The sequence below is a fragment of the Bacillus sp. THAF10 genome (genome assembly GCF_009363695.1).
Classification (GTDB): Bacteria; Bacillota; Bacilli; order Bacillales; family Bacillaceae_I; genus Sutcliffiella_A.
The window spans coordinates 1,965,685-1,985,281 of the sequence record NZ_CP045403.1; the positions used below are offsets into that span (position 1 = coordinate 1,965,685).

Genomic DNA, 19,597 nt, shown 5'->3' on the forward strand with positions numbered 1-19,597 from the left:
AAATACTAGAAAACAGGTAAAACACCCTGTCCGATTTAATCTATCTACATATGATAGAGTAAAGGGGGTGACAGCAGCATGTTACGTTATTATAAATTTGTCACTAGATTGGGAGAAAACATCGTAGAAGAGACCGAAGATCAATTAGAACGTGGAGCCAGAAAAGCAATCCGCATGATTCGCTATTTTAAACGCCGCTTAGACAACCTAGACGACTAATCCCCCTTTATGAACAGACTATTTTCTAAAAGATTGTTGCTTTTTCCATTCGAAAAATTGCCACATGTTTAAACCTTCCTCTAAGAAAAGAGCAATGCAGCAATGTTGATAAATGGAATAGCAACAAAATTTACGAAAACAGCCATGAAAAAGAACCGAAGCTTTGCGCTGCGGTTCTTTTTTACTTACTCTTTGGTAAATTCCTTATCGCTTCGAACGGTATCTATAGGTCGTACCAATTTTTCAATTTGTTCTCTTTTCGGTTCTAAAAATGGCGGAAGTGACAGCTTTTCCCCCAAGGTCTCATAAGGCTCATCCCCCATAAACCCAGGGCCATCCGTTGCAAATTCAAACAGAATTTGTGGTGCTACTCTTGCATAGAGTGATTCAAAGAAATAACGGTCCACATGCCCAGAAGTATGAAAGCCAAAGTTTTTTAATCTTTCATCCCACTCTTCAATAACCTGGCGATTGTCCACGCGAAACGCCGCATGATGTACGGTGCCGTATCCTTGCTGTGCCTGCGGTGAAGTGCTATCGTGCTCGACAATTATCTGTGCCCCGTTCCCACCCTCTCCCACTTCGAAAAGGTGTGTGTTTTCAACTTGATTGATTTCTTTAAAAAGAAGTACTTTTTCAAGAACTTCTTTGAAAAAATCAAAATTAGCAACTCGAATGTGAAGCGGCCCAAGACCGGTAATCGCGTATTCCAGTGGAATCGGCCCCTTTTGCCAAGGTGTGCCCGGCATTACTCCCTGGTTGTTTTCGTCTGACACAAGCTGATATTGCTGATCGTCAAAATCTACAAAGTTAATAACATTGGTACCAAACTGATTTTCAATACCCTCATGCTTTATCTGGAGTCGGTCGAATCTCTTCACCCAATAGTCCAAAGCTGCGTCTGTTGGAACACGAAATCCTGTCCGATAAATTTCGTTTGTTCCATGAGTTCCCTTTTGAATACCAGGAAAATCAAAGAATGTCATATCCGTCCCAGGACTTCCAGCGTCATCAGCAAAGAACAAATGATAGGTTTGGATATCGTCCTGATTCACGGTCTTCTTTACAAGCCTCATCCCTAATACATATGTGAAAAATTCATAGTTTTTTTCTGCACTGCTCGTGATGGCAGTTACGTGGTGAATTCCTTTTAATCCATTTTTCATCTTCGTACCTCCCATGGTTTTGGGTAATTATCTTGAATTCGAGATAATTATATCGTGGCTAGTAGGGGATGTCAAATGGTGGTGTTTTGGAGTAATGGGGTTAGGTGGTATTGGGTGGATTTGTGGGTACCTGTTGTTGGTAGGTTTAGAGACTGGAGAATTCTTTTTATCGTGTGCTTCGAATAGATTTGAAGATAGTCTCTTGCTTGTTTGTTAGATATCTCCTCTCCATGTAACAAACAAAAATCTATTAAAGCTGGGATGTGCGCGGTTTTAGAACGATGTTGACAATCATTGCAAAACCATATGGAATGTAACCTCATCATTTTAAAAGCTAAGCAGGATTCGCATTGCACTCCTGATTGAAGCTCATCATTTCTAATGTCAAGCGTGGTTAAGAGTGATTTTGATTTGATATTCTCCTTATGTTGCTTTAGTAGAACCTTAAATAATCGTTTTATGTCTTTAGTTGAAAAGATAACTTTGTTGAAGACGCTGGACTGCTGTTCTACCTTTGTGGGGATAAAATGTCCTTGGATAACGTGCTGGAAGGTTGTCCTGTCTGAGGGATCAACTTGAATTAATGTAGAAGGATTACTAATGACAACGTTAGAACACAATGACGAATTAGTGAAATTATTCTGTTCAAGCCATTTGGCAAAAAGTCTTTTTTGATTGTTCACTTGAATGATGGGGCATTGGTAGGTAATCTTGTTTCCTTGATAGGTTTGTATCATTTGGTTAAATTTCCTATCAAAATAAATGGTGCCACCCATATTTTTGACTTCTAATAGCATGATGAATTTCGGAGAGATAATAAGAGTGTCTATTTGGAAACTACTTTCTTGAACATGGAGCCATAGATGGTGGAGTATGAAAAACTCTTTTTCAGGAAGAATACTTAACGGGTACTCTATTGATTGTTCTCCTCTAAACCCTTTCATATTTTTAGCTATTAACTCTTTCACTTTTGGCATTTGTGGATGATGTTGAGGTAGACGGCGTTCTATAGCCATTAAAATGAGGAGATTTCGAGGTACTTCTCTAGCTTTAATTATCAAATTTAGGCCTCCTTTGAGTTGAGTTGGTACTAGTATACTAAAATCAGAGAAAAAAGTCTTATACTTTTAAGGTAAAAATGCCTTAAGAGCGAAAATACAAAAATACGAGCGAAAACGAGGTTTTAAGAGCGATTTTAAATATTTGCGAGCGAAAATTTTAATTTACGAGCGAAATTTTTGTTTTACGAGCGAAAAATCAAATTTACGAGCGAATACCATAATTACCCAATCCCCCCCGCCCTTTGCCTCCATCCCCACCCCATAATTATCCATCTCCAAAGCTTCTTCTAGGCGATAGGCACACCGAAAATCCATTGTGAAACCAGATGATTACCTAAAAGTCTCCATCGCTCACACTTCTAAGAGTGTTTTCCATATTTATCCATTATCCGAACTCCTTCTTGGTAAAAAGACACTCCTTAATTACCCAAAACAATTCCATTTTTTTGATTGCTCTCCCCCTTCTACATTTAACACCAAACCCAGTAACTCTACACATCCCCCAGCTATTAAAATAAAAAAAACTCAAAGCAGCTTGCTGCCCTGAGTTTTAACGATATATTCTACAACTCGTACTCCCACTCTTCCTTAAGCAATACATATAGCCTTAATAGCATAACTTCCAATTCCTCGTAGGATTTGTCTGGTGCATGAAGTCCTACTTTTGGAAAGAGAATGTCGGCGACTTTGCGGGACAGAACAGAACGGTCGTCTGAAGCGAGGCTGCTTATACGAGAAGCATAGGTTTTTAAGAGTTTCCAGTCTTTTGCGGTAAGCTGACGCAATGCCCATTCATCGACGATTGGGGAGCTTCCTGTAATCCCTCTTTCCTCCAAATTGCGATCAAGAGAGGATTTCTTTTTCTTCTTTTTTCCTCTCTCATGTACGACGATGGTACCTGCTACTAAATCGCCAAGGCGTTTGTGTTTGGAATGGAAAAAGATCATGGTCATGCCTACAAGGTAATTGATTGGTAGCATGTCGATAATGCGCAAGAGGTTGCGAATGAGGCTGGATAACAACGTGATGCTGTGGCCATTGTCTTGAATCACTCTTATTCCAATAAATTTTTTGCCTAATGTTCTCCCGCCAGTGAAGTATTCAAATAAAAAGAAGTAGCTCCAATTAATGACAAACAAGAGGATGCTGGCACCAGCAATTATGTAGGATGGCACGTCTATATAGAACAAATCCAGAAAGGTAGCATTTAAAAAGATTAGGAGACCTATAATGACTGCAATGTTAAATAACATAAGGATAACACTATCTATTAGAAAAGCTGCAGACCTACTTCCAAGGGCTGCGGTTTGATATTTTAAGGATACGTATTCTGGTGTTTTTATATCCACATGTTCTGCGTGCAAGATGATTCCCTCTTTTCATGGATAAATTTTACTGTGAGTGTATCTATTTTTCTCTCGTATTACTATAATAATAGAATATAGTGAATTTCAAACACGAGGTGTAAGGTTAAATGAAAGTAAAACAATTTATAAAACAGCACCGTGATCAATGGAAAGAGCTCGAAACAATCATAACCAAGTTACATAAGAAAAAGAATATTACGGGTGCGACTATCGCACGGTTTCATCTTCTTTATCAAAAAGCGGCTCAAAATCTCTCGTATGCTCAGACTTTTTTCCCTGAGGAAGAAGTAACTCCTTATTTGAATGAGCTGGTCGCTAAAGCTCATAATTTATTGTATAAGGATCAAGTGACGAGTTGGAAGCAGGCTGGGAATTTCTTTCGGTTTCGTTTTATTGAACTGTTGGCAGAGCAATGGAAATTTGTACTCGTTGCAATGCTGTTATTTACCATCGGGGGACTAGGTAGTTTTTTTGCCGTTTTGAATGATCCGCTTTATATTTATTCGATCCTTCCTACGGAGATGGCTCAAAGTATTGATCCCGAGAAGCTTGGTATGAATGATGGTCAAGTTGACGCACCTTTAATGTCTGCTAGTATAACGACTAATAATATACAAGTTGCGATTCTTGCATTTGCCGGTGGTATTACTTTTGGGCTTTTAACGGTGTACATCTTAATTTACAATGGCATCATTGTTGGTGCGATTGCTGCTCTTTTTTGGCATTATGGAATGACCTATGAGTTTTGGGCTTATATTGTCCCTCATGGAATGATTGAGCTAACGGCGATATTTATTGCCGGTGGTGCCGGGCTTCTAATGGGGTATAAGCTTTTTGTGCCTGGTGATTTTACTAGGGGCTACCAATTAAAAGTGAATGCAAAGCGATCGGTTCTCCTGCTCCTTGGGACGATTCCTTTGTTTATTATGGCAGGAGCTATTGAAGGCTTTATCACTCCTGCCAATATCTCACTTGAAGCAAAATACCTCGTGGCAATTTTAACGGTAGTCGGCCTAGTGATGTATGTGACGATAGGAAAGCTTCGGTTGCGTAAAGTGCAGCTACAGTAATCCTTTATTGATGGTGTCAATATAATAGGATACAGCAGCTGTTGCTAGCTGCTCTTCACGGGCCTCCACCATTAGGAGGCCTTGTTTTTCCCAACGATGTTTTTGGCGTTTTTTAAATACAAGTTGTTGTTGGGCCACACTTTTCCCCATTGCTTTTTCAACATCAGAAGAATCTTCTCTAGCGATTTTTAATAAGGCCTCATCCTCTATCCCAATCAGCAAAAATAGATGCCTTTGTCTGATTCTTTTCAGATAGATTAATGCATTTTCTTCGTGTAAAAAGGAGGTCACATCACTAAATAAAAGGAGGAGACTTCGCTTTTTTTGAACAAGCTGCAGATATTGAAAGGCTTCTGCGTAATTGGACTCTGAGGCGTCTACTTCTAATGAATAGATGGCTTGTAGGATGGTTTGTAAATGGGCCATTCCTTTAGCAGGCGGAATAAATACCTTTACTTTTTTGGAAAAGGCAAGCACTGCGACATAGTCACCTTTGTGCAGGGCAGCGGTTGCAACGGTTAAGGCTGCTTCTAAGGATTTTTCCAAACGATTTCCGTTTTTTAATTCCGCCCCCATCATTCTTCCGCAATCAATTAAAATGGTGACATATTTTCCGTGCTCAGGTTCGTATTCATTTGTCATCACTTCTCTTAATTTTGCCGTTTGTCGCCAATTTATTTTTCTGGGATCATCACCTACTACATAGGAACGGATTTTAGCAAATTCCCCTACCCCTTGTATTTGTTTTTTAATTTGAACACCTTCATGCAAAAGGTATTTTTGAGCATTTGCTAGATAGTTCTTTGATTGTGTCATATCAGGGATAACTTTTATTTGCTCTTTTAGTTGACAGGCCATTTGTTTTTGCCAAAGTCCAAGTTTACTAGAATAACGAACGAATAGTTTTTCGATAAAATAGTGTCCACGTATGGGTGCCTTTGTTTGGTACGTAAATACTTTTTCGCTTTCTTTTGGTACCACTGCTTTTAATGGAAAAGGACGATGAAAGCTTTGTGGAATGCCATCCTTCACCTCTACAACCATATCGTAGGGGGAAGGGTTTGCCACATGGATAGTCACGGAATAATCAATGCCGCGTTCCATTTCAGTTGGAATTGTTCTTGTGATGGTAACGTCCTTTTTTCGTGGGGAAAGCCATAAATCTAATATACTTAACAAGAGAAAAAGGACATTCATCACGATAATAGTAGCCCATGTAAGGTGATTTCCTACTAAAATAAGAAAAACAGAGAGAAGGATAAAGGCAAAAATCAATCTCCAGGTAGGAACAACCCCTTTATCTAGGAACAGGAACCGCTCCAATAAGTTCTTCCACGATTTGTTCAACAGTCGCTCCCTCCAATTCTGTATGTGGAGATAATTGAATGCGATGACGAAGTGCTGGTTTTGTCACCATTTTGATGTCATCTGGTGTGACGTAATTTCTTTCATTCAGATATGCCCAAGCTTGAGCAGCTTTAGCAATAGAAATTCCAGCTCGTGTACTTGCTCCGAATTGGATGGAATCTGATTCTCTCGTTTTACGAACGATTTGCATGATATAGGCAAGGACACTTTCACTTAAGGTAATTTGTTGGATTTCTTTTCTGATTGCAAGGAAAGCGTTCAAGTCCAACACTGGCTGAACATTAGTATGAGTGTATTTATTTTCAATCACTTGTTTTAAAACAGCTGTTTCTTCTTCTAGGTTAGGAAATTCAATGTGTAGTTTGAATAGAAAACGATCCTGCTGTGCTTCGGGTAGAGGATATGTACCTTCAAACTCTATAGGATTTTGGGTAGCAACTACAAAAAACACCTCATCTAAAGGATAAGTTTCTCCTTGGATGGTGACCTGTTTTTCCTCCATTGCTTCAAGTAATGCTGCCTGTGTTTTGGCTGGTGTCCGGTTTATTTCGTCTGCTAACAGGATGTTCGTAAAGACTGGTCCTTTGAGCGTTTCAAATGTCCCTTCTTTCATGTTGTAGATGGAGCTTCCCGTTATATCACTCGGAAGAAGGTCCGGGGTAAATTGAATACGATGAAAGGTACCCCCTAAGAGTGTTGCTAACGTTCTGACCATTTGGGTTTTTCCTGTACCGGGCACACCTTCAAGTAACACATGTCCTCCAGAGAGAACAGCCGCAAGTAATAGTCTTATATTTTTATTTTGACCTAGGATTCTTTGTTCATATTTTTCAAGAAGAGTTGCCAATTCGGGCTTCATTCTTCTTCCACCTCTTTTCGTAAGCTATCTAATTCTTGTGACCAAAGCAAATATTCTTGCTTTGTCATTTTTTCATTTTGCAATACTGATGAAAGTGTTTTCGTAAACGTTTCAATCTGATTAGAATTCTTACGTTTCCATTTTTGCTGAAGAGTTGCTGTCATGTCCTTCCATTCCTTACTGTATGGAATCCCCCACTTTTCCTGTAAGAGATATTTCAAAAAATCTGCTTGGGCACAAAGGGACTCTCTGTAAGTTTTCCCGCGAAGATGCCATGCTGCAAGAGATCGAATGCTCTCATCATTATATCGGACCATCTCTTCCCGTGCTATTAACACAGGTCCAAAGCGTTTTCCATGCATCCAAAGAATAAGAATAACTGCAAGGGCTCCTTGAACAAGCAAAAACAAAAACCAGTTAGGATAAATAGTAAGCATACTAGATTCTGAGTTTCCATGATTATACTCGTCTAGTAATATTGCTGAATAAGTCACACCATCCTCATTTAGTAAGGAAAGTATTAATGATAAATGATCCAAGGACAGGATGTTTTGATTGGTTAACCACTTAGGTGCTGTCGCGACGATAAGCGTTCCAGTACCAATACTTCTTTTTATAGCGATATCCCCGAGACTGTCGGAAAGAAGGGTTTCATATTTCACGTTGCCTTCAAGACGGATATTCGTTTCTAATTCTGCAAAATAATTCTTCCCTAACTTATTTTCAACAACTCCATCAGCTGCATAAGGATCTACAAAATCAGTTTGAATATCAAAAAATCCCTTTGGATTACTTTTTAATAAAACAATGGTATTGCCTTTTTCTATAAATGCAAGATAATCCTTCATCATATCACTATCTGGAATAAAAAATGGCTCTACCAGTAGTAATAGTTTTCGCTCATCTCCTGAAGGCAATAGATCTGGGCTTTGCTTCCATCTGGATACAGGAACATTTTCTTCTTTCAAATATGTATAAAATGCTTTTAGCCCAGTTGGAGAAGGAGACTCAGAATCAAAAGAGGCATACTCCTGGGTTCTTTCAGGCTGAGAAAAGTAATAGCCTATAAAAAATATTAGAAGTAACGCTCCAATGACCACTAAGTTTTTTTTCGTTTTCTGTAGTGGCTGCAAATGATGGCCTCCTCTCCTATACACTTCTTTCTTGAGGGTTATTTGTATTGATGAAAGCTATTAATCTATCTCGATATGGGAGGTACTCTTCCTTTAGGATGCTTTGTTTACCATAGGTTGCTCGGTCAAAAACCTGGGCTAGATGATAAAATGATGCTGCAAAGTCCTTTTTATTTGCCTTTAACTCATCGTAATATTCCCAGTTTGTTTTCCAAATTTTAGCCTCGAGCCATTCTTGTTCATGGCAGTAAAGAAGCATGGCAAGAAACAGGTGACGAGTAGCAAGGGTATACTCTTGTTGATTTTCCAAGTCTTCTGCTTTTTCCATGTGCTTCCTATACGTCCATGACCATTCATCCTCTGAGGTAAAAGGTTGGTTGGACTTTACTCTCCTATTTATACGAATCCTGGAAATAGTAATAATGAGAATAACTGCCAGCGCAAAAACCACCATAGCAACTAGGATAAACATAACATTGCCTGCAGAACTACTTGCATTTTCTATAGAAGGAAAGAGGCGCTCCAGCCATTCTGCCAGCCAGCTCTTTATGTCATCCCAAAGCCTTTGGAGAGCATTTCGATTGTCTTCATTATAGACTTGATATTCTTTCTTGCTTAGTATGTCCGCTAATTTCTGCCGTGCTGTCTCTTCCTTAAACAACATTAATCACCCTTTGTTAGTTCGTGTGATAGTCATCAATCATTTCTTTCAAATCATCTGCATCATGACGAACCTTTAAATCTAAGTACATAACGGAGTATCCGACTGCAAAAATCAGCGTGGTAAATAATTTTGTTAAGCCAATGATTAGCACTAGCAAGACACTAAAACCTAGAAACATGGAAAAGGTAGCTTCAATTGCCAATGAAATGGCAGTAGTTATCAGGAAAAAGATAAAGTAAAGTCCCATCATTTTAAAGGATTGACCTCTCGTCAAATGCCAGCTTCTCCCAAGACCAGGAGAGGATTTATCTAATAAAGAAGAGCCAAAAAAGAAGCTCCATCTTGTTAAAAAGTAGGAGATAACTAATAATATAGCAATGCTAAAAGCTATTATAAAAATCATCCCGATCAAAAAGTCTCCTACGAAAAAAGATATAGTTGAAAATACGATTATGAGAATGGCTGCTACAAACATACCAAAAGCTATCACATAAAATAATAAAGTGGATCCAATTATCGGAAAGAATCGTCCAAATGTTTTTTTCACCAAATCCATTGCGGAAAGTTCATCGTTTGATTTTAATTGATGAACACCGAATAGAATCGCTCCATATGCTACTGGATATACAAAAAGAAGAATGAGAGATGTTAGACTAGATGCAGCATCTTGCCCAAGGGTAGTATTTGCCTGGGCATTAACATCAAAGCTGTTTGCCATTTGATCAAGCCAGCTTCCCTCTCCACTTAAATCACGGATAAAGCCTTTTCCTGCCCAAAGTTGAATAAGTGCATCTAAAAGGTAGACAGGACCAACTAACCCTAAAAGAATAAGAAAGAACGTGCCAAATTTCTGCTTACAAATACGAAATGTTTGATCGAGAATTTCTCCAAATGTTTTTGGCTGACTTAAACGACTATTCATGTTTTTCCCCCTAATAATCTACTATTCCAAATGTTGTCATATCGATTATTTTATCATTAAAATGGCAAATTCCGACTGTTTTTTTAAAAAAAATACAACGATCTCGAAAAAAAGATCGTTGCGATTTGTTAATCTATTGCCCCACTTACATCATATTGACTTAACTCAAGCTCTGTTTCCCCAGTTACCACTAGTTTAGCAAGCTCTGCTCCTAAGTATGGTCCGCTAGTTAAACCTGATGCACCTAATCCATTTGCAAGGAAAATACCTTCAAAGTTTGGTAGCTTGCCTATTATAGGTAAGAAGTTGGGGGTAAATGGTCGAAATCCCACTCTTGTTTCTAACAGGGTGGCCTCTGCTAAATCTGGTGCAGTTACAAGGGCCTTGTTTAAAATTTCATGCACAGCACCTGCGGTAACTCTTGAATCAAAACCAGCTTCATCCTCATGAGTTGCACCAACGACTATTCGTCCATCCTCAAAGGAAAGCATATATTGGTTGTTTGGCGGCATGACAACAGGCCATTGGTTTGTCTCTTGATTATTTTCTAGCTGTAAATGAACGATTTGTGCTTTTTGAGGCACCACTTTCATATTTACACCAATTGGCTCAAAAAGTTCTTTTGCCCAAGCACCAGCAGTAACGACTACCTGATCTGCTTGAACAATCTGCTCCTTGTTTACCGCTACTCCAGTTAAGATGTTATTTTCCATGATAAGCGATGCATTTCCATTAACAAAAGTGACGCTATGCTTTGTAGCAGCTTGTATGAGTGCATGTTTTAGTTTTCGACCGTCTACTTTTGCTCCGCCACTAATAAAAACAGAACCGTATTCATCGGAAAGGACGGGATACAACGACTTTGTTTGCGCTGGGGTTAGAATGGTTACCTCTCCAATTTCTGGTGCGTCTGCTCTTCTCTTTAACGCTCGCTCTTTCATTTTCTCTAGTTTGTCAGGATCAGTATGTAGGCTGATAGCCCCAACCTTGTTATAGCCAGTCTCTGCTTGACCATCCTCTAACAGCTGTTGGATAAGCTTTGGATAATAGCTAGCCCCATTTTTGACTAGTGTGTACCATGCTTTATTTCGGCGTTGTGATATCCAAGGGCAGATTATACCTGCTGCAGCATCGGTAGCCTGTCCTTTATCAATGCGGTCCACCACCGTAACCTTTGCCCCGAGTTTTGCTAAATGATAGGCGGTGGAGGCTCCAAGGATGCCAGCACCAATGACGACTACTTTCTTCATGGTTGTTCACCTTTCTCTATTTCATTCATTAATAAGTTCTTCTAGTTTACATGAAGAAGAAGGAATGCTCAATATCGCTGAAAAAACGAAAAGCTCTTCCAATAGTTTGGAAGAGCTTTTGGCAATAAATTTATTACTGGAATTTTAGTTTCATTGCTTTTGCCATGATTTTTGGTAGGTCTGTGTTATCCAGCAGACCAGAAAATTTTTCAGATTGTGGACCGTATGCGTATACAGGAAGATCTGTTCCTGTATGTGCTGTGCTTGTCCAACCAATTAGTGCACGGTCACTAATGACATTATTGATTGCAATTGCAGGTTTTTCTGCTGTTTTAATTTTCTCTATTTCTTTATCTGTAAGCTCTAAAGAGGTATATTTTTGCACTACCTCACCAACGTTACTCTTATCTTCATTCAGTTCACTTGCCATTTTGTCCCCTGTTGCAGTTACACCTTTTACAATGTCCATTTTCAAATCATATTCCCCATTAGCACCAACAGACATTCCACCTGTTTCATGGTCACCTGCAACAACTACAAGGGTATTTCCGTCTTTCTTCGCAAATTCTAAAGCTGCTTCCACGGCTTGATCAAAAGCTTCTGTATCGCTCATCGCCCATGCCGGGTCTTGCGCATGTCCAGCCCAATCAATTTGTGATCCTTCTACCATCAAAAAGAAACCTTTCTTGTTTTTATTGAGAGTAGAAATTGCTGTATTTGTCATTTCTGCAAGGCTCGGCTCTTCCGTTTCATCTCTGTGCATTTCAGGAGCCATCGCATCATCTGCAAATAATCCTAGCAGCTTTTTCCCTTTGGCATTTTCTAGTTCCTCTTTATTAGAAACATAGTGGTATCCTTGCTTTTCTGCTTTCTCGATTAAGTTTTCTTTCTGCTTGCCACCATTTTTACTATCTGTAAAATAATCACGACCGCCACCAAACAAAACATCTACCTCATTGTCTAAAAATTGTGGGGCGATTGCCGCTTCGTCAGAACGTTTTTCTACACTGGCACCAAACACAGCTGGTGTTGCGTGTGTAATAGTAGAAGTAGCAACAAGACCGGTAGATTTTTTTGCATCCTCCGCAGCATCTAAAATGGAGTCAACTTCTTCTCCATCTGGAGTAACACCTACCATCCCATTATTCGTTTTGTGTCCTGTTGCCATTGCTGTTCCCGCGGCCGCTGAATCGGTTACTTCTGTATCTGCTGAGTGTGTTTTAATCAGCCCTTTAACATAAGGATCAAAGGAGGAGTCTGCTCCCTTATACCAACGATAGTTTGTTGCATAACCGGCATTATAACCATCAGGTATCATATAGATAACATTTTTTACTTTCCCCTGTTTTTCGTGTTCACTTTCACTTGGTTTTTGTGCATCTGCATAATTATCTCCAAAGCTCACTTGAAAACCAGAAAATAGTAGTCCTGCTGCGATTGCAACACTTGCCGCTTTTTTATACATAAAAGCTCCTCCTTAACATTTTTACTACTCTTTTAAACTAGCAAGCTTTTGTTAAGGAGGTTTGAAGAAAAGATTAAAGCTATTTTACAAAAAGAAAAATGTTTCTTTACAACCTTAAATTACCTTCTTTTGAATACCTTTGTGCAACTGAGCTATTTTGTAGGCATCCTCTGCCAGGATAGATTGCACACTACCCCCAAACCATTCAAGAGAAGCATCAATGTTCGTATGGGAGCTAACATAATCGATAAACGCCTCAAAATCTATTAATCCTTCAAAAAGAGGGACCATCCCGTCTCTTGAGCCTGCTGCAGCATATACATTGGCAGGATTGAAGACGGTGAGCTTCTCTTTTGAAGAGATGTTTTTAAAGTGAAAATGATGGATCCACGGCTGTAACGTGTGGAAGGCTTCTATTGGATCTGCACCTGATTCCCAAATATGTAACACATCAAAATTGACTTTTAAAGCAGGATGATCGACCTCTTCTAGCAAACGCAAGGTTGATTCTACATTATCAGTCAACGTTTGAGGATGCGTTTCTAGTAATAGCAACTGCCCTTCCTCTGCTAATTGTTTACATATTATGTGGAGCTTTTCTACTAACTGCGCTCTTTCATTTTCATTCGTTTCCGCGCTTCCTTTTTGTCCAGCAAAGGTTCTAATTTTTTTCGTTCCCCAGCGATTAGCAAGTTGGCTAAGTTCTCTTGTTACTTTTATTAGCTCTGGAGCGGATAAATGTAATGGAAGGTAATCGCTAATCATGCTTACATGTAGGTCATATTCTTGAAGCCACTCTTTGTTATAAGAAGCGCTAGATTTTAAATTTTTTGCGTGAACTCCCCAAAGTTCTATTCCATCGATTGGCAGGAATTGTGCCCATTTAGCTATCTGATCAATCGACTGAAGATGATGCCGAAATGAGATGGTACAAATTGATAAACTCATAGTTTCTCCTCCTACTTAAGCCAATTGTTTAACAGAATGGGTAATTGTCCATTTCTCAAAGACTTGCAATAAATGTTGTTTGATCGAAAATTCGAGTATATTTTGTGCTGCTAGGATAGAATGAAGGTCATCTAATACATCCGAATCCCCTGTTAAGGCATATTTCATTGCGCGATATTGGATGGTGGTATAGCCTTTAACAAGTTTTTCTATTTCATCACACCAGCTCTCAAACCATTCCTCTGAAAGGGATAGTTCATGCCAAAAGAAGGCAAAGGCATGCTCGTAAGCGTATTTCCTGATGGCGAGTACTGGTATTTGTTTTAGCGCATTTGCCAAATCCTCTCGACTATCAGATTTCTCCCCATGACTATACATATCAACAATATTCCTTATAGCATCTGTCATTGGATTTTTATCGAGCTTCATGCAGGTTCGAAAATACGCCTCAACAGTAAGAGGGTTTGTTGGGTTAATCTCATCAGCGTCAAAATAGAAACCACCTTCTACAGAAGGTTCTGCTATCGCCTCTAAGATTTTTTCTTTTGACAACTTTCCTTCCCATCTGAAATCTGGATCAAACATAAACCATTCTTCTTCATTCTCTGTTGTTTCCAACATCACATAGTGAGGAAAAGGTGATTGATGAAACTTGTTCTCCCTCTCCGGAAGCTTGGATAAATCAAGCATGACCATAATATGCCGATGCTTTGGCTTCGTTTCCAGTAGTGTTAACATCGCGTTGATATTTTCCTGTTTTGAGCGTTCTTCACAGTACCATTTCGTTATTTTAATCCCGTACAGAAGCTCATACCAGTTTTTAAAAAAATCGTGATTAATATGTTGGGAGTGATAGGTTAAAAATCCGTTTTCTGTCACGTCGAAGTCAGAATCCCAAACCCCAAAGTAAAAGGGGCGATGATCGACGTTCTCATTTTTTTTAATAACTTCACATACACAACTGACAAAGCAATGTACCTTAATCATCCCAGCCTCTCCTCCTTATCCCTTCTCTCTAAAAAGTCCAGGAGCGTTCCAACTGTATGAAAATCCTTTGGAACGAGCATATCATCTGGGATACTTATGCCTAGATCCAATTCAAGGTGGAGGATTAATTGTAAGATCATAACAGAATCCAAATACAAATCTTCATTCAATCTTGCATCCTCATGGTAATTCTCTATAGTAGATAGGTTTAACTTATTTTTAAGAATGTCATATACGCCGTTGCTAATCTTTTCTCTTTTCATAAACGAGCTGTTTCTCTCCCTTCCACCATTCGTTTTCTGCTTACTTTGCCGTTTGGGAGCTTTGGGATTTCTTTTACTTGAATATAATCAACTGGGATTTGGTGCGGTGCAAGATGTTTGTGACACCATTCTCTAATGGCGTTGGGCTCGATAAAAGAATCAGCAACATATTGAATACACACTCGTTCCCCTGCAAATTGATCCGCTTTTTTATAAGCAATAACTTCTTTTATTTCGGGTAAACGTGCAACAATCTCTTCCACCTCTTGAGGGTATACATTTAGTCCAGCTACATTAATCATGTCATCCATGCGTCCTAGGAGACATAATTTCCCATCTTTAGAAAAGTAGCCTAAATCTTTCGTATGAATTGTTTTTTTCCCTTGTTGGATGACTATCTCCTCGGGATTTTCCAAGCGATCACCAGCTTTCACTGATAAATGTGTAAGAGGTATTCCCATTTCGTTTGAAAACGCAGTATTTCCATTTATGGCAACACATCCTGCTTCAGAGCAACCATATTGCTGGAGTACTTTTTCAGATTTACTCTGTAATGTCTCTAACCAATTGGAGGACATTAGTGTTCCTGAAGTCATCACATAATGAAGTGCTTTACCATCTGGGAGAAATTGAAGCAGCGTTTGTAACAAGGCTGGTGATGCATAGAATAGATACCTGGTTTTTTCGCTTAGCATTTTCAGCACATATTTCGGATTGGTACTAGCAAGAATTCTTGGTTGTACTCCACGTTGAAAAGCAGACAAAACGCCACTAATCAACCCATAAGAATGGGTAATCGGGCAAGCAATGAAAGGGATTGTATCTGCTTCTACAGGTAAAAGCTTGTTGTAATGCTCTATTTCTACCTCAATTTCTTCCCAAGTTCTCTCTATGCATTTGGGCTCACCAGTTGTACCAGAACTCATTTGTACAAGTACACCTGTTTTTTCTAAGTGGTCGTTTATCATTAATATTGGAGTATTTATATCTCCAAATAGAAGAAGGTGACTCTTTGAACGGTGCGCAATTTGAATAGCAGCCTCTCTTGGTGTTGCGGGATGAATTGGCACAACTGAGCCGCCTTTTTCCTTCATGTATAAACAAAGTGCCAATCCCTCAATCAAACTAGTTGTGCAGTATGCAACCCTTTTACTGCTTGGGTTCTGAAGGAGGGGCATTCTTTCAAAGCTTTGATATAGAGATTTTAGATCATTTTCTGTATAAGTTGTATCATTGATATAAAACATTTACTTACCACTCCTTGCTAGACTGTTTTTAACAATATGGTGAAACTCTGCTTTTTTGGTTGATATCTTTCTTGTAAATAGAGACTCTGTTTTGATATTTTCATCGGTATATTTTATTTCTTTGGCTCTTTTCTTTAGCTCAGATGAATGGAACGTATGGTTTTCTAATGCTACTTGTATCAAACGCCAAAATTTGTCTTCTGAAAAATGAAATTCTTTTTCTAAGACATAGGAAAGATCACTCAAATGGAAGACAAATAACGTATCCATGACTAATTCTCTCAACCCTTCCACAGAAGACATCCAGTAGTACTGATCATTCGGTGCATGTTGGTAATCAGGATGTAGAGCAGAAATATCTTGGTGCAATGCCTTTTCCTTTAGAAAATCAACCGAATATTCCAGACTCTCATGAAAGTCACGAAGCATCACTCTCTTAGGCCACCCGTTTCGGTGAACAAGTATCATGTTTTGTGCGTGCGCTTCAACGGCAAGGCCGTGTGCCACAAAGAGATGCCAAACTGGAACAATGGTTACTTGAATTAGTTGTTCTACCCACTTTTCTAATCCGTATGTTTCAATCCAAGGTGCAATAAGTAATGAATGGTCCTTTTCGTATAAGGTTAAGGCGTTGAATGGTGCTGCCTCTTCCTCATGAGCAAGCTTACTAGTACCTGATTCTCTCCAAATAGCCGCTACATGCCCACATAAAGAATCGTTTTTTTCAAATGCGACGATACCTGCATATTCCTTCAGAATAGATACGTTTTTTTTAAGGTAGGCATCAGATTGAATAATCTTTTCAAGCCACGATGAAATAGTTGGTGCAGTACAGATGGAATGAGGTTCCAATGTTCGTAAAGATGATGTGTTGACCATGTTTAATGGTAGTTTGATTGTTGCCTTTTCCTTATTTGACTTATTCCATAGACTTCTTACTGACTGTGAAGCGTGGTAATAATCTCCTGCAGAACCAATAGGGATGATATCGTTCGTATCAGCTTCATATGAAAGCTTTTGCTTCCATTGCCATGGATGTACCGGAAGTAGGCAGTAGTCTTTTAAAGAAAGGTTTCTTTTATGTAAGCTATCTAGTAAAAAAGAGAACGTTTTCTCACCTAATTCTTTTTCATAAAAGCGTTTTTCTTCACAAGGTAACGCAAGCCGGACATGCTTTCTTTTCACAGCCACCCAAAATAGCTGAAATGATTTACCGTTTTCAGGACCAAATTCTTGGTGGTCCTTTACGGAAAATCCAGTTCTAGCTTTAAAGCATGGGTGATAAGGGTGTCCTTCCACAACAGCTGCATCAAGCTCTTCTAAAGGAAGCTTTCTTCTGTCATCGAAGGAAAGGTGTTTTTCATTCCATTCACATAACAGAATGGTTTGTTGTAATTCTTCTAAAAGCCGTGATTGTTCAGCATGGGACGGAACAAGCCCCTCTGTTAGCCTAAATAAGGATAGAGGCAATCTGTTCCCCTGTTTATCTGTTTGGACAATAGTTTCAGGAAAAATTCGAAATCTGCTAAAGCTAGACCATTCTCCACGACAAATATAGTCTACATTTTGCCCACTAATATGGATATTGGTTTCTTTTTCATCTGATAGGAAACTTACAGGTAATAGATTTTCAAAAACTATCGCCTCTAGTAATTGTTTCCATACTCTAAGCTCTGATTTAGACTGAGAAAGCTGTTGCATAGATGGACTCCTTATCACTAGAAAGATTAGCAGTACAAAAAGGATTTGGTATGGAAGTATAAACAGCTTGTTCCATCTCTGCCAACAGCTCATCCACATCATGAAAGGAAGTAAGAAGATTGGCCTTACATGCAATAGTAGGTGTATGGAGAAGGTAATCAACGAAGCCTTTTCCACCTTTTGAAAAATTCTTAGAAAGAACATGAAGCTTTTCCTGCAGCCAGAATAATAGATGTTCTTCTTCTAGAATTTGATCTGCTCCAAATCGATGAACAATCGAAAATACATGATTTATGAATAGGTAATAGGCAAATCGGTCATGAATCAATTTTTCTTCATAAAATAGTTCCGCTCTATTTGCTAATGCAGGTGTGATTTTTACCAATGCTTTTTTGTAGTTATTGGACAAATAATAGCCTTGATTGTCACGGAAGTAATAATCTTGTGGATAGATGTTTGAAACATCAAGTAAACTGTTTTGTTGATGTGCTTCTAGTGCTATCCCATACTGCTCATATAGACAAAACATAGGCAGTATTGCTTTATCCCAGTATTGTTCAAACCATTTCCAAGCAACTTCTTCGTTGCTTTTCCCTTCTGTTTTGGCCTGTTTATTGATTAATTGTTTTAGAATGGAATGTTGTCCTGGCAAAGGATCCTGAATAAGTGCTGCCACAGAAATGAGTCCCTTATTTTTTCCCTTTGGAAATGGATTTTCACGGATGATTACTTCAAACCCGTTCTCTTCTTCACTACACGGCAAAGCTAATGATAAGCTCGCTGGGTCATTGATTATATGAAAATTGGGATGCTGCTCTTTAAATGGTAGGTTGTTAAATACATCTGCCATCACAACACCTGCATAAAGCTCATGTGCCTTATTGACTCTTAGTGAGTTGGTTACTTTCACTGGTATCGAGAATTTAAACATCCATGCTTCATTTTCGTTGTAGACACTTCTTATAGAGGATGTTGCTGAAAATTCTGGCCCAATAGGACCTAAATACCTTATCAACCCTTGATCCATCGCTTTCTTTACATGCTGTTGTTGAATCAGCCATTGTGCTTGTAGTGGATGCATAGGATAGTATGTTTTTGAGGTGGCACTAGAATCATAGCCGTAATCTTTCAGTAGATTCTCGATCATAGTTGTTGGTCGGAAATCGGTAGAATGATATTCCTTCACTAAGGATTTTTCCACTTCAAAGAAATGAAGGGGGAATTTCCCTTCCAATTCAGGTGCATACATTTGTTGCTGCCATTGTGTCATTCCTTGTCTGCTTTTTGGTGTTGGGTGTAACCAATGACCAAACATTAAGGATTGCTCTAATTCGATAAAAGACTTTGTTTCAGCATGGTTTGTTGTGCAAGTTTCCATGCCTTTTTCTATGTATGTACACATCGTTTGGTAGCTATCTATTAACCTTAGAATCAGCTCATCATAATGAGATGCAAGGGTTTGACATCCCTTCTCTCGAGCTTGTATGTGCAATTCTTGAATGCATGTAATCATTACTGGCAATGCTTCATCCTCATGAAAGCTGCCGTTATGCTTAGAGAGCTTAAATACTCTTCCAAAAATGTGTCTTCCTGCTAGTGATTTATAGGTTACTTCTAATAATAGGGTTATTCCTTGGGAAGAGAGCGGTATTTGGATTAATTTATTGCTTGTTATGAAGTAAGGATGAGGAATTAATTCAATGATGTCCTCTTGTTTTAGCCATTTAGCATCTCCTACCTCTCTTATAAAACAATTCATAAAAGCTTGAAAAGAAGCTCTTTCGGCTATTTGTTTAGCGGAATATGTCATCATCCCACCCTTTCTGATTTCATTAAAAAATAAAGAATGAACTTCAAATGAAATTCATTCTCAATGATAATGATTATCAAATTCATCTTCCATGCAC

General features: G+C 38.8%; 19 protein-coding genes. 3 read left to right on the forward strand and 16 right to left on the reverse strand.

Going from position 1 to position 19,597, the window contains the following annotated elements; translation table 11 throughout:
* The first annotated feature begins 78 nt into the window (after positions 1–78).
* Positions 79–219 carry a hypothetical protein gene (locus tag FIU87_RS21025; RefSeq protein ID WP_172971021.1) on the forward strand — a complete coding sequence of 47 codons (141 nt, stop codon included), beginning with the start codon at positions 79–81 and terminating at the stop codon, positions 217–219.
* A gap of 185 nt (positions 220–404) precedes the next feature.
* Here the strand turns inward: FIU87_RS21025 and FIU87_RS10275 are convergent, their stop codons facing one another.
* The 3 genes from FIU87_RS10275 to FIU87_RS10285 form a co-directional block, all read right to left on the reverse strand.
* Positions 405–1,385, reverse strand: coding sequence for a ring-cleaving dioxygenase (locus FIU87_RS10275; protein ID WP_152444508.1), 981 nt, complete (start codon positions 1,383–1,385; stop codon positions 405–407).
* A 71-nt stretch (positions 1,386–1,456) separates the two neighbouring features.
* Complete coding sequence (locus FIU87_RS10280; RefSeq protein WP_152444509.1) at positions 1,457–2,446, reverse strand: nuclease-related domain-containing protein; 990 nt, start codon at positions 2,444–2,446, stop codon at positions 1,457–1,459.
* A 563-nt stretch (positions 2,447–3,009) separates the two neighbouring features.
* A complete protein-coding gene (locus FIU87_RS10285) occupies positions 3,010–3,810 on the reverse strand; it encodes an RDD family protein (RefSeq protein ID WP_152444510.1) in 801 nt (266 codons plus the stop codon).
* Between the two features lie 110 nt (positions 3,811–3,920).
* Between FIU87_RS10285 and FIU87_RS10290 the strand changes: the two genes are divergently transcribed.
* Positions 3,921–4,883 (forward strand): stage II sporulation protein M, encoded by a 963-nt coding sequence (locus FIU87_RS10290; RefSeq protein ID WP_152444511.1) that lies wholly within the window; start codon positions 3,921–3,923, stop codon positions 4,881–4,883.
* Here FIU87_RS10290 and FIU87_RS10295 read toward each other — a convergent pair.
* The 6 genes from FIU87_RS10295 to FIU87_RS10320 form a co-directional block, all read right to left on the reverse strand.
* The gene (locus FIU87_RS10295; protein ID WP_152444512.1) at positions 4,875–6,230 is read right to left on the reverse strand and encodes a DUF58 domain-containing protein; all 1,356 of its coding nucleotides are present in this window, start codon (positions 6,228–6,230) and stop codon (positions 4,875–4,877) included. The two genes, FIU87_RS10290 and FIU87_RS10295, sit on opposite strands and share 9 nt — an antisense overlap.
* Positions 6,181–7,110: an AAA family ATPase gene (locus FIU87_RS10300; protein WP_152444513.1), complete on the reverse strand. Its 930-nt coding sequence runs from the start codon at positions 7,108–7,110 to the stop codon at positions 6,181–6,183. Before FIU87_RS10300 ends, FIU87_RS10295 begins: the two co-directional genes overlap by 50 nt.
* Entirely contained in the window at positions 7,107–8,243 is a 1,137-nt protein-coding gene (locus tag FIU87_RS10305) for a DUF4350 domain-containing protein (protein WP_172971022.1), read from the reverse strand. Before FIU87_RS10305 ends, FIU87_RS10300 begins: the two co-directional genes overlap by 4 nt.
* A gap of 16 nt (positions 8,244–8,259) precedes the next feature.
* Entirely contained in the window at positions 8,260–8,907 is a 648-nt protein-coding gene (locus FIU87_RS10310; RefSeq protein ID WP_152444515.1) for a DUF4129 domain-containing protein, read from the reverse strand.
* Positions 8,908–8,920: 13 nt separating this feature from the next.
* The gene (locus tag FIU87_RS10315; RefSeq protein WP_152444516.1) at positions 8,921–9,829 is read right to left on the reverse strand and encodes a hypothetical protein; all 909 of its coding nucleotides are present in this window, start codon (positions 9,827–9,829) and stop codon (positions 8,921–8,923) included.
* A 128-nt stretch (positions 9,830–9,957) separates the two neighbouring features.
* Complete coding sequence (locus FIU87_RS10320) at positions 9,958–11,079, reverse strand: NAD(P)/FAD-dependent oxidoreductase (RefSeq protein WP_152444517.1); 1,122 nt, start codon at positions 11,077–11,079, stop codon at positions 9,958–9,960.
* Between FIU87_RS10320 and FIU87_RS10325 the strand changes: the two genes are divergently transcribed.
* A complete protein-coding gene (locus FIU87_RS10325) occupies positions 11,048–11,227 on the forward strand; it encodes a hypothetical protein (protein ID WP_152444518.1) in 180 nt (59 codons plus the stop codon). The genes FIU87_RS10320 and FIU87_RS10325 overlap by 32 nt on opposite strands.
* Here FIU87_RS10325 and FIU87_RS10330 read toward each other — a convergent pair.
* From FIU87_RS10330 to FIU87_RS10360, 7 genes are all read right to left on the reverse strand, one after another.
* A complete protein-coding gene (locus tag FIU87_RS10330; RefSeq protein ID WP_152444519.1) occupies positions 11,213–12,544 on the reverse strand; it encodes an alkaline phosphatase in 1,332 nt (443 codons plus the stop codon). The genes FIU87_RS10325 and FIU87_RS10330 overlap by 15 nt on opposite strands.
* Before the next feature lie 114 nt (positions 12,545–12,658).
* On the reverse strand, positions 12,659–13,492 hold the full coding sequence (locus FIU87_RS10335; RefSeq protein ID WP_152444520.1) for a sugar phosphate isomerase/epimerase family protein: 834 nt from the start codon (positions 13,490–13,492) through the stop codon (positions 12,659–12,661).
* 15 nt (positions 13,493–13,507) lie between these two features.
* Entirely contained in the window at positions 13,508–14,479 is a 972-nt protein-coding gene (locus FIU87_RS10340; protein ID WP_152444521.1) for a DUF6005 family protein, read from the reverse strand.
* Positions 14,476–14,742 (reverse strand): petrobactin biosynthesis protein AsbD, encoded by a 267-nt coding sequence (gene asbD, locus FIU87_RS10345; protein ID WP_152444522.1) that lies wholly within the window; start codon positions 14,740–14,742, stop codon positions 14,476–14,478. Before asbD ends, FIU87_RS10340 begins: the two co-directional genes overlap by 4 nt.
* The gene (locus tag FIU87_RS10350) at positions 14,739–15,989 is read right to left on the reverse strand and encodes an AMP-binding protein (RefSeq protein WP_152444523.1); all 1,251 of its coding nucleotides are present in this window, start codon (positions 15,987–15,989) and stop codon (positions 14,739–14,741) included. Before FIU87_RS10350 ends, asbD begins: the two co-directional genes overlap by 4 nt.
* The gene (locus tag FIU87_RS10355; RefSeq protein WP_172971023.1) at positions 15,990–17,690 is read right to left on the reverse strand and encodes an IucA/IucC family protein; all 1,701 of its coding nucleotides are present in this window, start codon (positions 17,688–17,690) and stop codon (positions 15,990–15,992) included.
* Positions 17,668–19,449, reverse strand: a complete 1,782-nt coding sequence (locus FIU87_RS10360; RefSeq protein WP_253905553.1) for an IucA/IucC family protein — start codon at positions 19,447–19,449, stop codon at positions 17,668–17,670. Before FIU87_RS10360 ends, FIU87_RS10355 begins: the two co-directional genes overlap by 23 nt.
* Positions 19,450–19,597 lie beyond the last annotated feature (148 nt).

Coding starts and splice junctions, on each gene's coding strand:
- FIU87_RS21025 (WP_172971021.1), top strand. CDS start 79: ATGTTACGTTATTATAAATTTGTCACTAGATTGGGAGAAAACATCGTA.
- FIU87_RS10275 (WP_152444508.1), bottom strand. CDS start 1,385: ATGAAAAATGGATTAAAAGGAATTCACCACGTAACTGCCATCACGAGC.
- FIU87_RS10290 (WP_152444511.1), top strand. CDS start 3,921: ATGAAAGTAAAACAATTTATAAAACAGCACCGTGATCAATGGAAAGAG.
- FIU87_RS10300 (WP_152444513.1), bottom strand. CDS start 7,110: ATGAAGCCCGAATTGGCAACTCTTCTTGAAAAATATGAACAAAGAATC.
- FIU87_RS10310 (WP_152444515.1), bottom strand. CDS start 8,907: ATGTTGTTTAAGGAAGAGACAGCACGGCAGAAATTAGCGGACATACTA.
- FIU87_RS10315 (WP_152444516.1), bottom strand. CDS start 9,829: ATGAATAGTCGTTTAAGTCAGCCAAAAACATTTGGAGAAATTCTCGAT.
- FIU87_RS10325 (WP_152444518.1), top strand. CDS start 11,048: ATGCCAGCACCAATGACGACTACTTTCTTCATGGTTGTTCACCTTTCT.
- FIU87_RS10320 (WP_152444517.1), bottom strand. CDS start 11,079: ATGAAGAAAGTAGTCGTCATTGGTGCTGGCATCCTTGGAGCCTCCACC.
- FIU87_RS10330 (WP_152444519.1), bottom strand. CDS start 12,544: ATGTATAAAAAAGCGGCAAGTGTTGCAATCGCAGCAGGACTACTATTT.
- FIU87_RS10335 (WP_152444520.1), bottom strand. CDS start 13,492: ATGAGTTTATCAATTTGTACCATCTCATTTCGGCATCATCTTCAGTCG.
- FIU87_RS10340 (WP_152444521.1), bottom strand. CDS start 14,479: ATGATTAAGGTACATTGCTTTGTCAGTTGTGTATGTGAAGTTATTAAA.
- asbD (WP_152444522.1), bottom strand. CDS start 14,742: ATGAAAAGAGAAAAGATTAGCAACGGCGTATATGACATTCTTAAAAAT.
- FIU87_RS10350 (WP_152444523.1), bottom strand. CDS start 15,989: ATGTTTTATATCAATGATACAACTTATACAGAAAATGATCTAAAATCT.
- FIU87_RS10355 (WP_172971023.1), bottom strand. CDS start 17,690: ATGCAACAGCTTTCTCAGTCTAAATCAGAGCTTAGAGTATGGAAACAA.
- FIU87_RS10360 (WP_253905553.1), bottom strand. CDS start 19,449: ATGAATTGTTTTATAAGAGAGGTAGGAGATGCTAAATGGCTAAAACAA.